We start from the raw sequence: 15,613 nt of genomic DNA, 5'->3' as shown, positions 1-15,613 counted from the left end.
TAGAGCTTCTGATTATGATTCTTAACAAGCTACTAGTTTCTAGTCTTCAGAGGAGTATACTATATCTCCTCTTCTAATAACAGTCTTGACACTATCTCTGCTCATGCTATAGCCTATATATCTATAGCTTCTAATACTCCATATGACTAGGTCTGCTATGAAACCAGGTTTTATAGAGCCCTTAAACCTAAGACCTAGACTATATGCTGCATTCACCGTAACACTAGCTATGAGATTCGCTGGTGGAATCCCCAAGTATAAAGCTCCTAAGCTGAGAGTTTGGATAATATCTGAGTTCATAAGCGCAGGAGAATGATCTGTTGCTATAGAGATTATAGCATTCTCTCTGAGCAGAGTATCTACATCAGGTTTTTTCCTGGCAATATACAAGGCTGTTGTAGGTGTGAGAGTTGCTGTAATATCTCTTCTGGCAATTTCTCTCAGAATAATCTGTGGAGTGTGATTAAGATGATCTATAGAGGAAGCATTTAGATCGACCCCTAGATCGCTACATCCAATATATGAAAGCTCATCTGCGTGAATTCTTATTCCAAATCCTGCATCTCTGGCTCTGGATAGAATGAATCTACTCTCATCAGGATTAAAACCTCCTCTATCGCAGAACACATCTACAAAGGGAAAGCTCCTGATTTTAGCTTCTCTAAGAAGATGTTCTACAAAGATCCTTATGAACTCCTCTCTTCTCATTCCGGGAGGCTGTATGTGAGCCAGCAGTGTTGGTATCACATCAACTATTCCAATAGATCTCAGGATTTCTATAGAGTCTAGAATTCTAATCTCTGACTCGAGATCTAAGCCGTATCCACTTTTTATCTCGATCGTTGTCACACCAGATCTTATAATAGATTTGATTCTTCTAATACTATGGTTAACAAGATCTCTTATAGAAGCTTTTGAGGTTTCTCTCATAGTTCTCGCAATCCCACCACCTCTACTCAATATCTCCTCATAAGATCCTCCCAGAAGCATCTCCTCGAATTCATCTTCTCTAGAACCATAATACACGAGATGCGTGTGAGAATCTATAAGTCCAGGAGTCACTATACCTCCTTCTGCATCTATAACTCTCTTAGGAGTATACCTCGAAAGATCTTTACTCTCTCCTACGAATTCAATCATACCATTCTTGATGGCAATAACTCCATCATATATCAATCCTAGATCTTTTTCTCTAGCACGTCCTCTAACTATGTTTGGAAGAGTTAGGATTTCTGAAGCGTTAACTATCATTATGTCTACTTTTTCATGCAATATAAAAGCACCGATCTACATAGAATCCTAGCTCGGGTTCTATCTCTGATATTATTTCTCTATTTGATCATGGGAGCTCTGATTCCTTTCTCCTTAATAATCCTTATAGAAGTTTCATAACCTGCATCAGCATGCCTCACTACACCAAGCCCTGGATCTGTTGTAAGCATTCTCTCAGCTCTCAGATCACTTTCTCTCTCTCCGTCAAGAACAAGTCCAAACCCTGCGTGAATACTATAACCTATACCAACACCACCGCCATGATGAACACAAACCCATGTAGCGCCTGCTGCTGCGTTCAGAAGAGCATTTAAGATGGGCCAGTCCGCTATTGCATCGGAACCGTCTTTCATACCTTCGGTTTCTCTATATGGTGATGCTACTGAACCTGCATCAAGATGGTCTCTGCCAATCCATATAGGTCCTATAACACCTCTTCTTACGAGTTCATTGATTCTGAGACCGAATCTAGATCTCTCACCGTAGCCTAGCCACACAACTCTTGAAGGAAGTCCTTGGAATTTTACAAATCTTCTGGCATTCTCGATCCATCTTACAAGTCTTCTATTTTCTCTGAACATTGATGAAACCTCATCATCTAGAACCTCTATATCCTTGGGATCTCCTGTTAGAGAAGCCCATCTAAACGGACCTCTACCCTCCTCAAACATAGGTCTTATATAAGCTTGAACGAATCCTGGGAAAGAAAACGCCTCTTTGAAGCCTGCTTCGTAAGCCATCTTTCTTATATTATTACCATACTCGAACACTATAGAACCTCTCTTCTGGAAGCCTACCATAGCTTCAACCTGTCTTCTCATGCTTTCAAGACTTAATCTTTTATACTTTTCCGGATCTCTTTCTCTCAGTCTTGCAGCCTCTTCAACGTCAAAGCCTGAAGGTATGTAGCTCAAAGGATCATGTGCAGGAGTCTGATCTGTCACCACATCAGGTTTAAAACCTTCTTTGTAGAGTTTCCAGTAGATATCAGATGCATTACCTAGAAGTCCTATGGAGTAGCCTTCTCCTCTCTCCATGTATCTTCTCGCGAGATCTAAGGCTTTATCAAGACTGTCAGTCCATGTATCTAGATATCCAAATCTAATCCTCCTCTCAATCATTCTCTTATCAACCTCAACAACTATGGCCACACCGCCGTTCATCTTAACCGCAAGAGGCTGAGCACCGCCCATCTCACCGAGACCTGCTGTTAGAACCAGCCTCCCCTCGAGACTTCCGCCAAAATGTTTCTCTGCTGCAAATGCAAAAGTCTCATAAGTACCCTGAAGAATTCCCTGAGTACCTATGTAAGCCCAGCATCCTGCGGTCATCTGGGCGAACATTGTGAGTCCTCTTGATTCAAGTTCTCTGAAGTAATCCCAATCAGCCCATTTAGGAACTATCAGAGCATTAGCCATCACAATTCTAGGCGCCATTCTATGTGTTCTAAATACTGCAACAGGCTTTCCACTCTGAATAACAAGTGTATCATCACTACCCATGGTAAGTAGGGTGTCTACTATTGCTTCGAAAGCTTCCCAACTTCTACAAGCTCTACCAGTCCCACCATAGACTATAAGATTCTTAGGATCCTTAGCTACGTCGGGATCTAGAACGTGGAAAAGCATTCTTAGAGCTCCTTCAATCTGCCAGTCTCGAGATTCTGTGTACATCTCTTTTCCAATGATAGCTTTCACAGTCCTAGTAGAAGGATCATAGAATCCTTTCTCTATGAGTTTTTGAATAGGTCTATAAGAGCTCAAGAAACTCCCCAGGGTATTATTAGCTTATCAATACTTAAATTAGCTGATCCTTGATTGGAAACTCTTGATTTATATATAATTCTTATGGTAAATAGTCTGGGATATGCTTGTCCTCTCCTACTAGAAGATTAGTTCCCATATCTGAAAACATAATTAGAGAAGTGGTAGAACTCTCAGGCAGACTTGGAATTCCTTTTAGAGAGCTTATTGAAAAGATCTTAAGCTCTTTTATAGAGGTTTCTAGAACAAATCCTCATCTTCTGAACGTGATATACGACCTAGATCTTATAGAAGATCTTAGGAGAGTAGGAGGAGTTGCACTCCCCCAATCTTTTGTGTATAAGTTTATAGATAAACTAAGTGAAGAAGATTTAGAGATTCTTAAAGAAGAGCTTAGAAAAACCGCTTCATGGCTAGCTCTGCTAGCTAAGGTGAAGAGAGGAGAAACTCTGGAGGTTCTATCGAGAATCCTTAGAGTATGGCTTCCCGATTTTAAAGTAGATGTGATTCCGAACTCTAGTGAAAAGAACACCTACAAGATCATTGTATCAACACCTTCTCACGAAGGGAAGGTTCTAGAGCTAGCTGAATCAGTTGTAGAGGGGGTTGTGAAATCACTTGATGCTATCATAATTTCAAGAGATATAAGAAAAGGCGTTCTATCAATGGTGGTCAAACTTGGATAAGGTTAGGAAGAATATTGCTATTGATAGAAAGCTTGCTGAGGATATAAAAGCTATTGCAAAGAGCAGAGGTATGACCTTATCGGAGTATCTTAGGAAGCTATTAAGCTCAGCTATTGATCTCGAGAAACAAGGTCTGTATGCTCCTAGAATCTTGGAGGAGGCTAGGGATAGCATGATTCTTTCTTCATTCAGATTCATCTATATACCACAAGATATCCTATCTGATAAGAAGTTTGATGAAGAAGATTTAAAAAGGGCTAGAGAATATGGTGAAAGAGTTGGTAGAGTTCTCAAAGAGATGTTTTTGGATATTAGATCATTTATTGAAAGATTCGGAGGATCATCAGATCTAATAATATCTAGAGGTAGTAGCATTATAATAATAAAGTCAAATGGTATAAGAAGAGTTATAGCAGAACTCATAATAGGCATAGCTCGAGGAGGAGATCTAGATGTTTCAGAAACTGATCAAATTGCTATAATAAATCCTAGTGCTACAGGGAAGAGCTGATCGATGTATAATATCTTTCTGTAAGATACTATAATATTAAGGTGTGGAGAAAAATAGATGCTGATGATATATACACCGCATTGGTAGGTTATGTGAATAAGATATCATCTTCATCAGAGAAAAGTTATAGAATACTCATATCATTCATAGATAAGCTTGTTGAACTTAATAAGATCAGAGCTTTATCTCTTAACCACTCTATGATGGAGTTGGCTGTAGCAAGATACCTCGTTGAATCAGGTTTTGAGAATGTTGATATTGAGATAAAGCTAGACGCCGATCTTGTTGCAGATGTGGTAGGATATAAAGGTGCTAGAACTGTTGTAGAGATCGAGACAGGATTTGTTCCTGCTGAGTATTCTCATGAACCACTTCAATATCTTAAGGCGAGGCTTACTAGTAAGATAGCTCGCTATAGTGCTCTAGCTGATGTATTTATACTTGCGTTTCCCACATACTATCTTCCTCCAATACCAAAGATCTTACTTAAAAAGCCTAAGGAGAGAGCCCCCACAATTCTTAAGGAGCTTAAATCTCTGGTAGATAAGTACTATAGAAATCCTCCTATAGATTATGAGCTTATAGAAAGATCCTTGGTACAGAAGCTTTTCGTATTAAATGTTGATTCGGGTCGTGTCATAGAACTTTCACCAGAAGATCTTATTGAAATATATGAAGCTGTTGGAAAACTTTATATGGATCCTTACTAACCTATTATTAGGCTTCTAACAAATTTCTCATATGAGTGCTACATATTGAGTGTTGAAAACCTTTCTGAAAGTGATCTTCTGAGAACGAGATCAGAATACTATGAGGAGCTTAAAAAGATCGAGGAGGAAGTAGGTGTCGTCATAGAAGAACTTAGAAAACTTAGAGAAGAAAAGGTAAAGCTCGTGGAAGAGCTGAGATCTCTGAGAGAAGAACTTAAATCCTTGAAAGAAGTGAAGAACCAGTTTATAGAGAGGATTAGAGAACTTAGAAGTAAGAGAGAGAAATCGAGAGAAGCTCTTAAAGAGATTTTAAGCAGACTTGATAAGATGAGAGGAGTGATACCCGAACTTAATGAGCTTCTTAAAACATCTCCTAGGGCTTTAAGAGAGAAGATTGAGAAGATCGAGTGGAAGATTATGACAGGACAGGTAGATGTTGAGGAGGAAGAAAGACTTATTAAAGAAATAGCTAGATTAGAGGATCTGCTAGAAAGAATTTCTAAGGCTAGGAAGACTCAGAATGAGATCAGAGAGATGAGAGCAGAGATTATCAGCAAGAGAATGGAGTTAGCAGATATTCAAAAAGCTTTCTCAGAGGTCATAGGATCTTTAAACAGTGTCAAGGCTAGAGAGAGTGAGATTAGAAATAGAATCTCTGAGCTTAGTAGAAGAATAAATGAAATCAGTACTCTAAGTAGTGAGAAAAGAAGTAAGTTAGATGATCTTAATAATAAGAGAAGAGATCTTAGAAACAAGATCTCTGAGATCAACAAGAGATTGAGAGAGCTTAGAGAGAGTAGAAACAGATCTAGGGAGAAAGAGATTCTTGACAGAATAAAGAAGCAGGCTGAGGAGAAATTAATGAGTGGTGGTAGGCTGACATTTGAAGAGCTACAAGCACTCTACGGGGTTGACGAAGCATATGAAGAAAGTGGTGGGAAACAGGATTCTGATAGTAATCATAGACTATGACAATGATATAGGCAAGGTAGGAGTAAAAACCCCGGTTGTGGGATTCGAAAGAGTTATAAGGATAGCTGAAGAGTTTGGACTTAGAAAGCCTCAAGATTCTGATCTTAATGCTTTATTTGCTGGATTGAAGATCTATAGAGATTTAATCGATAAAGGTTATGAACCCGAGATAGTTGTTGTGTCAGGAAGTGAGAAAGGAGGATTAGAAGCTTTTCAGAACGTGAAACTTCAGATGAGAAAGGTTTTAGAAGAGGGTGTGTATGATTCAGCTATAATAGTATCTGATGGGGGCGAGGATGAGAAGGTGTATCCACTTATTCAGTCTATGATACCTGTGGAGTACATAGAGAGAGTTGTTGTAGAACAGGTTAGAAGTGTTGAAGCTACATACATTCTGCTATGGAGATATTTTAGAAAGGTTTTAGAAGAGCCTAGACTAGCTAAAATTCTGATCGGATATCCAGGAGTCATACTTCTAGCTTTCTCAATACTCGCTTTATACAACCTACTCATTCAAGGGGTTCTTGTGTCACTACTAATACTAGCGCTTATGATGATCTATAGAGGTTTTAATATTGAAGAGCTTGTACTGAGTTCTTGGAAGAAAAATCCTGCGAGGGTTATATCTTCGATAAGCAGTGCTGTAGTGATTCTCATAGCTGTAGGACTTACATATATCATAGCATCATCAAAGATCTATGAGGGTGCAAGTATTTATTCTTTAATCGGTGTCATCCTAAATACTTTGGTATGGATCTACGCTCTCGGCATATCCTTACCTCTGATAGGCGAGGGATTAAATAGAGTGTTTAAGAGATCTTTCAGCGCATGGAAGTATTTCATGGCGTTAACTGCAGTAGCATACATATCATTGCTCTTAAGAGATCTCGGAATCATCCTATCAGGAACACCTCCTACAGAACCGACCGATATACTTGTTAGAAGAATTATCGAAAGCGGTTTTCTAGGAGAAGCATTGATAGCATTAGTAGTTCTTGTTATAGCATCATCAATTCTTCAGATGATAAACAGGCTTTACTTTAGAAAGAAGAGAGAAAAATTATAGGATCTTCTCTTCCTTCAGAGCTCTGGCCAAGCTTATGAGAAACAGATCTCTAAATCGATCGCTGAAAATCTCTATCCCCACAGGAAGATGAGAGATCTCTATAGATGGTATTGAAATAGCTGGAAGACCTAGGAATGAAGGATACGTGACATTTATCGATGCTAGGATATCTCTTATACTACTATCCTCTACTCCTATCACATCTTCTATAAGAGGAGCTGGCACAGGCGTTGTAGGTAGTATGAGTGCATCTATACCATGTTTCTTCATTACGCTTCTAAATTCTCTGTACATCTCACTCCTCGCGTTCACAGCCTCAATATATTCATGAGCCGATATACTAAGCCCTTTCATAACAAGTCTTCTAACATCTGGAAAATATAGATCCCATTTATCTCTATATTTTAAATGAATATATGAACCCTCTGAAAGTCTCACTGCTGGAAAGTATCTAAGGATTCTCTTCTCTGTATCGGGCATTTCGATCTCCACGTAATTAAGAGACGAAATTCGACTCATGAATTTATCATAGACCTCATCACTAGCTCTAAACCACTTAGGAACTCCGAATTTGATTCTTTTAGCTTCATGAACTTCTCTCTGGTATCTTCTCATCTTGGTAAGGCTTTCATATTCTACTACTACTCTAAAAACTCTCTCCAGCCAGAATAGATCCTTAGCTAGTATGCCTACAGTATCAAGAGAAGGTGCTAATGGAAACACCCCATCAAGACTTATAGCTCCATAAGTTGGTTTAATTCCGTAAACACCTGTTAATGATGCTGGTATTCTCACAGATCCTGCTGTATCAGTTCCCAGAGCGACGGGAACTATGCCTGCAGCAACGGCTGCTGCAGATCCTCCAGAGCTCCCACCTGCTATCCTCATCTTATCTCGAGGATTTCTAGTGGGTCCGAAAACAGATGAGGTCGTTGTGACTCCGGATGCGAATTCATGGGTGTTTGCCATGCCTATTACTACTCCTCCAGACTCTCTTATTCTTCTTACAACCTCTGCATCTCTACTAGATATCCTATCTATAAAAACCTTTGATCCCATAGTCACTCTTAGACCTCTTACATCTATGATATCTTTGACTGCTATAGGATATGAAGGAATCTCTCTAGACTCCAGAAGCTCTACTTCCTCTAACACTCTTTCATTCCATGTGACTATAGCGTTTATCTCTTCATTTAATCTCTTCAGCGAAAGAGCATGCCTCACAAGATCTGCTCCTCCCAAAATTCCACCTAGATAATTTGATACTCACATGATAATTTAATTTCTCCGGCTTCAGCGGATACCGGTTTTCAATCAAGCTTAATCAAAATATGTTGTTTCCTTTCTATCTTGATTGCGCAGAGAATTTCAAAAGATCACATATGCTTAGAGAAGCTTGAAGCTATGACGTAGAAAAAAATTCTATATCATTTGAGGGTTTTTAGAGATGAGGTGTTGGGTATCATTTTAGTTTAGAGAAGATCTCTGGATATATCTCCCTATCAAGTCTCTCTCTTACACTTGCATAGATTCTATCGTAGAAGTTATTTCCTTTAGAATCTATTATCACAGTGAGGGGGCCGAAGTCTTCTACTTCGAGAACCCACATAGCATCTGGAATTCCTAGGTCTAGCCAGTGTACATCAATAACTCTCTTTATAGCCTTTGCAGCTAGAGCGGCAACTCCTCCAGGATATATGACGTATACAGCTCCATACTTTTTACAAGCTTCAGCAGTCTTAGCACCCATACCTCCCTTACCAATGATCATTCTGATTCCTGTTCTCTCTATAAACTCTGCTTCATATGCTTCCATTCTAGTGCTTGTGGTAGGCCCAGCAGATATGATCTCCCATCCTCTCTCGGTTCTCCTAGCAACAGGCCCCATATGGTATACTGCAAGACCTTTCAGATCTACTGGAAGTTTTTCACCTCTAGAGAAGAATTCTAAAGCTCTCTTATGAGCTGCATCTCTTGCAGTAACTATAACTCCAGAGAGCCATATGATATCTCCTATATCTAGAGCTCTTATAATCTCTTCCTCAAGAGGTGTTCTAAGTCTATACTCTGCCATTATTCATGACACCTCCCTATGTGTCAGGTATTCAACCTTTCCATTAGGATAGATTCTTGCTGAAGCTCTTCTAAGAGCCCAGCAGCTTACCATAACTCCTACACTATATGTAGCAACATGTCTATAAGCGTATTCAACGTGAACATCTAAAGCTGTGACAACACCGCCCACCCCATGTGTTCCCAGACCCATCTTATTTATGGCTTCTAGGAGTAGTTCTTCGAGTTTTGCAGCATTAGGATCATCACTTCTAACTCCTAGAGGTCTTAAGAAAATAGCTTTCTTAGCTAGGTTCATTGCTATATCTGCTGTAGGACCGATCCCTACACCTACAACTACCGGCGGACATGGTTTGGCACCATTCTCATAGATAGTTTCGAGAACAGTCTTAACCAAGCCTTTAACACCTTCGGCTGGTGTCAAGGTTCTGGCTATAGAAGGAGCCTCAGATCCTCCTCCTTTAAGTACTGCTGTTATCTCTAGATATCCAAGTCCTTCAACAAGATCCCATTCAATCCATGGTATGTATCTTCCCGTGTTGTCTCCACTATTCCTGCCTGTAAAAGGATCTACAGCATTAGGTCTTAGAGGTATCATGTCAGTAGCTTTTATGGTTGCTTCTCTGAGAAGGCTTGGGATCCTCCCTAAGAGAGGATAGGTTGGGTCTGCTTTCACATAGAATATAACTATCCCAGTATCCTGACATACAGCATATTTCCATTTGCGAGCTACATGGATATTATCTATAATAGATTTCAACATAGATTTAGCCATAGGATTAACCTCTCTCTCATAGGCATTTCTAATGGCTTTCTCAACATCTTCAGGAAGATCTGTTGCTGCCTTCTCTAGAAGCTTAATAGCAGTATCCCTGATAATAGATTCTATAGAACTCAATACTAACACCACTAATAAATGCCTGAAAACAGTTTATATAAATAAATTATAGAGATCCCGGAGTCTTCACATAGCATCCGATGAATATATGAGATGTTTATATTTTCTCGTCTTTTCACATATGGATAGAACATTGTTGTTCCATACCTCTATCTTGTTCAAGCACAAACAGATCTTCTCAGTTCTATTCTCATCTGCAGATTATGTAGAAAATCTATGGTCGATCTCTACCTATCATACCATGCCAGAGTTCAACCATTTATGAGGAGATCATTAGAAGGGTTAAGCAGATTTTCATTTTTTATTTTAAAGAGTTCTACCTAAATATATTGGGTAAGGAATAGAGATGATCGTGGCAAGTGATGTGATGACTCCAAACCCTATTACCGTAGATCCAGATACCACAGTAGTTGATATAGCAAAGATCATGTCAGACCTTAAAATAGGTTCCGTAGTAGTGGTGAATAGCAGAGGAGATATTATAGGTATAATAACAAGTCATGATATAATCTCGAAAGTTGTTGCGTTAGGTAAGGATCCGAATCTTGTTACTGCTAGCGATATTATGAGTAAACCCGTTATATATGTTGAGGAGAGCACACCTATATCGGAGATCGTAGAGTTAATGATAAGACATGGTAAGAGGCATATACCTGTGGTTAATAAAGAGAAGAAACTTGTTGGAATCATTGCTGAGTATGATATAATAGCATTAGGTCCGGAGATCTTTGAGATCCTTGAAATATATACAGCATCTATGAGAGAACAGAAGAAGATTAGATTAGGCAGGAGAGTTCGGAGAACATGATGAGAGATTTAAGAGATGTGGCAAGAGAGATTCTAATTATAGTTAAGAGATATATGAAGTATAAGGATCTCTACAAGTACACGGGTTTACCCCCTCCAGTTCTGTGGAGATATATCTCTAACAATATGAGACCAAGTCATGAAAGAGCTGAGAAGATCTTATCATCATTGGTAGAGAATGGAGTTTTAAGAAGTATCATATCTAGACATATAAGGCTGATTGGTAGAAATATTGTGAACATATTCGATCTGGTATATAACAAGGATCTTGTTAGACTAGCCGCTTACGAGGCGTACTACTACTTTAGAAACTCAGATATTGATGCTGTGGCAACGGTAGAGATCGATGGAATACCTCTTGCAACTGTTCTATCGGCGCTATTTGACATAAATATGATAGTTGCTAAGAGAAGGAAAGAATTAGGTCATGAAGAGTTCTATGAGGAAACATATCTTTTAAGAGATCCACCTGTTCTAACCTCGATATATGTTCCGAAAGATCTCATTCCTAAAAATTCGAAAATACTCATAGTAGATGATCTTTTGAGAAGTGGAAGAACTCTGGCGTCGCTCATCAACATAATTAAAGAAGCAAGAGCTGTTCCAAGAGGTGTGTTTTCAATAGTAGCAGTGGGAAGCGATTGGATGGAGATTGTCAGAAGATTCTCTATCGATAAGGTTCACGTAATGGTTCACCTGCCTGAGTGATCTTCCTCTACTTCTCTCTACGAGACTACGCATAAGATCTTTATGAGGAGTATAGAATAGTTTACATCTCTAATTATGATCTTCTGCAACAACATAACCATGATTTAAAAGATTCTAATAAAAACTTTAATCTAAGGTCTTGCATTAGGAGCATTTGATAGGTGGTGTATATCTTGATCTCTTCTCAGAGCTATTGCCTTCAAATCTTTCTAAACTATTTGCTGAGATCGATTGTTATCTGATGCTCTATCTAGTTTTAGAGTATGAGCTTTCAGCTATTAGCAGGGTCATGTGTGATATGTTTAGCTAGATTACTTAGTGAGATAGCCGTTGCAATAATATCAGCTATGGAGCCAGGGTTTATATTTCTTTCTCTAAGGATCTGATCTAAAGCTTTGATGCATGTATCTTTTTTCTCCTCATTCTCTAGAGAGATACAATAGGTTATTGAATCTCTGTAGATGAATGCTCTCAGAAAACTTTTCCTTCGAGCTATATGCGTATCTATGTAGGAGCTTGAGAGATCGATAAATAAATTGAAGATCTTTTTATAAAGATCCTTATCTAGAGTTTCTTTAAGTTCTTTCGAGATCATACTTGTTCTTCTATATTTCTCGTATAGTTCTAGAAGAATTAGATCTACCTTCCTACCATGTACTATAAGATTCCATATGCTTTCCTCGCCATCCTCATTAAATACATCTGGAGTAGGTCCTGAGTGAATTGCAATCTTATCTCTAGAGATTCTTTTGATGATCTCTAGAACAGGTTTAGCTCTAGAGATCTTTCCGCAAACTCTTAGATAATCATATGATTCATTGATCAGAGGATCTATATTTTTCAAGGCTTCTTTCAAAGATTCTAGATCTTCATTCTCATATCTTCTATACATATTAACAAAACCTAGTGCTATGGGTGTTATAAGAATGCTGAAACCCAGATGTAGATTACCCATACCATGTATTCTCTCACCATATTCGTAGAGAAGTTTCACACCCTCCCCTATGTCAGTACATCTGCTACTCTGGTAAGCTCTCTCCATAAGAATTTGTATAGCGTGAGAGATCATGGATGATGCTATTATGAATCCATGATGATACATGTCTTTACCCGGTTTAAGAGGACTGGTTGTTCCAGGTTTGTGGACCGATGCTTCTATAGATAGTCCTGATGCTAGTAAAACAGAGACCTCTATAAAGAGCCTTTCTCTTATATCATTGTATCTCATTATATCTTCAAAATATATTATGCGTCAGAAGCCTTATCAATGATTATATGCTGGGTTGCAGATAATATGTAGAGGATGATGAGTGGGTTATGATCAGATCAGTGAAGAAAGGGTGCGAGGTCTGACACGATATTCCGTTAATAGGTGTTTGAACTTATTAACGACGTGAAAATTTTTATCTTTGGTATCGTGGAATTGAAGAGAGATATAGCTGTTAGGATTGTCAATCTTACTAAGAGATTTGGAAAGGTTGTAGCTGTTAACAGGCTTAATCTAGATATATATGATAGAGAGATATTCGGACTTCTAGGTCCGAACGGTTCTGGAAAATCTACGACGCTTCTCACCATTGCAACAGTTTATAAACCTTCTGAGGGAGATGTAATTGTTTACGGCAAAAGTGTTTCTAGAGAAAGTGATGAGGTTAGAAGATTCGTTGGAATAGCCTTTCAAGAACCTAAAGCTCTCTGGATCGATAAACCTATAGAGATACTTATGTGGCATGCAAGAGTTATAGGGTATAGCAGTTCAGATGCTAAAGCTATTGTTAGAGATGTAATGGAAAGACTAGATCTCTGGGAGCATAGGAATAAGATGATATCAGAGCTCAGTGGTGGTAATAGGAAGAAGGTTGAGGTTGCTAAAGTTCTGATTCAAAAACCCAGAGTAGCGATATTCGATGAGCCTACGGCACAGTTAGATGTTATAGCTAAGCACTATGTCTGGAATGCTATAAGAGATCTTGCCAGAGAAGGATCTACAGTGATAGTTGCTACTAATGAGATGTATGAAGCTGAAATACTTTCAGAAAGAATAGGGATAATATATAAGGGAGAGCTGAAGGGGCTGGGAACGCCAAAAGAGCTAAAGGACAAAATACCTGGAGGAGATATCATAGAGATACAGCTGGAAACTCCTCCGAGAAGTACTTTAGAAAGCATGCTTGCAGAGAGATTAGATGCATATAAGGTAGACGTGGTAGATAAGATAATCAGGATCTATGTTAACCAGGGCGAGGAGAAGATAGCTAGAGCACTTGATATATTAACATCTTTAGGTGTTAAGGTTAGAATGATCACGATGAAAGAACCTAGTCTAGATGATGTATTTCTATTCTTCACGGGTGCCAAGCTAGAGAGTTGAAGGTATATGAGTTGGAAAGAAGATCTTAGGATGCTCTATCTTCTTATAATATATGATCTTAGAAAGATTCTAAGATACAAGATCTTCATATTAATGAGGGTTGCATGGTTCACCGTTCAGGTAGGATTCTTTGCATATCTTATAGCTGCTGTGGTAAGCTATAGATTTGGTTCCCAGATCACATATTATCATTTTTATCTTCTGGGTGCTTATACCTCTATACTCTTTTCCATTTCTATGTTTAGAGGGTATGAGATTGCACAGGAATTTGAGGAGGGTATGATAGAGTATATGCTAGCCCTACCAATAAGAAGAAGAGTTCTGGCTATTGGTAGAATTATTGGTGGAAGTCTCGCTTCATTTATTCTTACAATACCTATGCTAGTTATAGTATTAATTCTTCTAGGTACTATGGATCTATATTCTATATCTCTGGCAATGCTATCAGCTTTAATATTCTCCGTAGGGATAGTAGGTCTATCTATCTCTCTAGTATTCCTACTAAAGTCAGGAGATAGAACTGATATAACTTTCGGTATTCTGGATTCTCTGCTTGCTAGGCTTAGCACTATATTCTATCCAGCTATAGTACTTTTGTCTATTTTACCATACTACTATATAGCTTCTTCAAATCCTCTATCCTATCTAGCGGATCTTCTGAGATGGATCTTCTATCCTCAAGAGCTTGGAAAGATGATACTTCAGGATCCCGCTAGATTAGGATTCTTTCTACTAGGTTTCGCTGTTTCTGTAGGTGTTCTCAGCAGCTTATATATAGAGAGAAGAGTTGAAGGAGGAGGATGGAGGTGATTCGCATGCTTAATCCCAGATCTCTTTATATAGTGATAGATAGAGATCTGAATAGATTTTGGAAGTACAGATGGTGGCTTGCAGGGCTGGTGACAATGAATTTAGCAGATCTATTTATTTTCGCACTTGTATTTAATAACATGGTTAGAAGAGATCTGATACCTGACTACTTCATATTCATGGCTCCAGGTATCACCGCCATAGCTTCTTTCGCCTCAGCATTCTCTATAGGTAGAGAGGTCGGGGTAGAGGTGAGGAGAGAATACACTCAATATCTCCTCTCACTACCCATATCAAGATATGAACTTGCAATTGGAAGAATTCTATCAGGAACTGTAAGAGGTTTGATATATCAGACTCCTTTTATGATTCTAACTATAATACTAATCAAAATACCAGAACCTCTCAACCTTGCTGAGATGATCTTAGCCTCAGCTCTCTTAGCATCTACGATGTCAAGCCTTTCGATAGCTATCTCTACATCAACGAAAAACTTTGATATGCAAGCAACATTAAGAAGCTTTTCTTATTTCATTCTATTCTTTATATCGAATGTATTTTATCCAGATCCTTTGATAAAAACGAGATTTCCGGAACCTCTATATACTGTGGCAATACTAAATCCTATATCTCTAACAGTATCTCTCTATAGAGAGATCCTGGGAATATCACCCTCAGCATTCTCCACATACCAAATACTAATGCTTCTCGGGGTATGGCTTATAATAGCACTAGTACTAGGAGGATACTTCTACCTGAGAAATCTTGAGAGATAGCGAAAAACTCTTTTCAGAGCTCTTAGTTTCTCGAAGGCTTTCAATAGCACTCTCAAACTCTTATTGAGTATCCTTAGGAATAGGTTGACGCATGTAATTACACCTCTATCTCCTGTGGGTCCGCACCTAATGCACTTCAGCATCTCACCACTAGTCTTTTAACGCGCTTCTACACCTTATAACACTATAT

General features: G+C 38.7%; 16 protein-coding genes. 10 read left to right on the top strand and 6 right to left on the bottom strand.

What is annotated here, in order from left to right; all coding sequences use genetic code 11:
* Positions 1-39 precede the first annotated feature (39 nt).
* Positions 40-1,272 (bottom strand): imidazolonepropionase, encoded by a 1,233-nt coding sequence (hutI, locus tag QXS89_00180; GenBank protein ID MEM3830613.1) that lies wholly within the window; start codon positions 1,270-1,272, stop codon positions 40-42.
* A gap of 59 nt (positions 1,273-1,331) precedes the next feature.
* Positions 1,332-3,035 carry a urocanate hydratase gene (hutU, locus tag QXS89_00175; GenBank protein ID MEM3830612.1) on the bottom strand — a complete coding sequence of 568 codons (1,704 nt, stop codon included), beginning with the start codon at positions 3,033-3,035 and terminating at the stop codon, positions 1,332-1,334.
* 107 nt (positions 3,036-3,142) lie between these two features.
* On the opposite strand from hutU, the gene QXS89_00170 reads away from it, so the two are divergent.
* Genes QXS89_00170 through QXS89_00150 form a run of 5 tightly spaced genes read left to right on the top strand, consistent with a single transcriptional unit; the run spans position 3,143 to position 6,980 of the window.
* Positions 3,143-3,721, top strand: coding sequence for a hypothetical protein (locus QXS89_00170; protein MEM3830611.1), 579 nt, complete (start codon positions 3,143-3,145; stop codon positions 3,719-3,721).
* Positions 3,714-4,232, top strand: coding sequence for a hypothetical protein (locus QXS89_00165; GenBank protein ID MEM3830610.1), 519 nt, complete (start codon positions 3,714-3,716; stop codon positions 4,230-4,232). Before QXS89_00170 ends, QXS89_00165 begins: the two co-directional genes overlap by 8 nt.
* Positions 4,233-4,273: 41 nt before the next feature.
* Entirely contained in the window at positions 4,274-4,942 is a 669-nt protein-coding gene (locus QXS89_00160) for a hypothetical protein (GenBank protein MEM3830609.1), read from the top strand.
* A gap of 45 nt (positions 4,943-4,987) precedes the next feature.
* On the top strand, positions 4,988-5,914 hold the full coding sequence (locus QXS89_00155; protein ID MEM3830608.1) for a hypothetical protein: 927 nt from the start codon (positions 4,988-4,990) through the stop codon (positions 5,912-5,914).
* Positions 5,865-6,980 carry a DUF373 family protein gene (locus QXS89_00150; protein MEM3830607.1) on the top strand — a complete coding sequence of 372 codons (1,116 nt, stop codon included), beginning with the start codon at positions 5,865-5,867 and terminating at the stop codon, positions 6,978-6,980. The genes QXS89_00155 and QXS89_00150 overlap by 50 nt, the downstream gene beginning before the upstream one ends.
* On the opposite strand, the gene QXS89_00145 is transcribed toward QXS89_00150, so the two are convergent.
* The 3 genes from QXS89_00145 to QXS89_00135 all read right to left on the bottom strand — a co-directional run bounded on the left by QXS89_00145 (position 6,975) and on the right by QXS89_00135 (position 9,951).
* Complete coding sequence (locus QXS89_00145; GenBank protein MEM3830606.1) at positions 6,975-8,222, bottom strand: amidase; 1,248 nt, start codon at positions 8,220-8,222, stop codon at positions 6,975-6,977. The two genes, QXS89_00150 and QXS89_00145, sit on opposite strands and share 6 nt — an antisense overlap.
* A 220-nt stretch (positions 8,223-8,442) precedes the next feature.
* Positions 8,443-9,054 (bottom strand): FumA C-terminus/TtdB family hydratase beta subunit, encoded by a 612-nt coding sequence (locus tag QXS89_00140; GenBank protein ID MEM3830605.1) that lies wholly within the window; start codon positions 9,052-9,054, stop codon positions 8,443-8,445.
* Positions 9,055-9,057: 3 nt separating this feature from the next.
* Entirely contained in the window at positions 9,058-9,951 is an 894-nt protein-coding gene (locus QXS89_00135; GenBank protein ID MEM3830604.1) for a fumarate hydratase, read from the bottom strand.
* A gap of 346 nt (positions 9,952-10,297) precedes the next feature.
* On the opposite strand from QXS89_00135, the gene QXS89_00130 reads away from it, so the two are divergent.
* Positions 10,298-10,759, top strand: a complete 462-nt coding sequence (locus QXS89_00130) for a CBS domain-containing protein (protein ID MEM3830603.1) — start codon at positions 10,298-10,300, stop codon at positions 10,757-10,759.
* The gene (locus QXS89_00125) at positions 10,756-11,466 is read left to right on the top strand and encodes a phosphoribosyltransferase family protein (protein ID MEM3830602.1); all 711 of its coding nucleotides are present in this window, start codon (positions 10,756-10,758) and stop codon (positions 11,464-11,466) included. The genes QXS89_00130 and QXS89_00125 overlap by 4 nt, the downstream gene beginning before the upstream one ends.
* Positions 11,467-11,737: 271 nt before the next feature.
* Here QXS89_00125 and QXS89_00120 read toward each other — a convergent pair whose 3' ends face one another.
* Positions 11,738-12,694 carry a triphosphoribosyl-dephospho-CoA synthase gene (locus tag QXS89_00120; GenBank protein ID MEM3830601.1) on the bottom strand — a complete coding sequence of 319 codons (957 nt, stop codon included), beginning with the start codon at positions 12,692-12,694 and terminating at the stop codon, positions 11,738-11,740.
* A 195-nt stretch (positions 12,695-12,889) separates the two neighbouring features.
* On the opposite strand from QXS89_00120, the gene QXS89_00115 reads away from it, so the two are divergent.
* Genes QXS89_00115 through QXS89_00105 form a run of 3 tightly spaced genes read left to right on the top strand, consistent with a single transcriptional unit; the run spans position 12,890 to position 15,423 of the window.
* Positions 12,890-13,837 (top strand): ABC transporter ATP-binding protein, encoded by a 948-nt coding sequence (locus QXS89_00115; protein ID MEM3830600.1) that lies wholly within the window; start codon positions 12,890-12,892, stop codon positions 13,835-13,837.
* 6 nt (positions 13,838-13,843) lie between these two features.
* Positions 13,844-14,647: a hypothetical protein gene (locus tag QXS89_00110; protein ID MEM3830599.1), complete on the top strand. Its 804-nt coding sequence runs from the start codon at positions 13,844-13,846 to the stop codon at positions 14,645-14,647.
* Positions 14,638-15,423 (top strand): ABC transporter permease, encoded by a 786-nt coding sequence (locus QXS89_00105; GenBank protein MEM3830598.1) that lies wholly within the window; start codon positions 14,638-14,640, stop codon positions 15,421-15,423. Before QXS89_00110 ends, QXS89_00105 begins: the two co-directional genes overlap by 10 nt.
* Positions 15,424-15,613: the final 190 nt, after the last annotated feature.

The sequence above is a fragment of the Sulfolobales archaeon genome (assembly GCA_038881635.1).
Taxonomy (GTDB): domain Archaea; phylum Thermoproteota; class Thermoprotei_A; order Sulfolobales; family AG1; genus WYEN01.
Note: the sequence above shows the minus strand (reverse complement) of the source record. Positions and strands in the feature narration are given on the sequence as shown.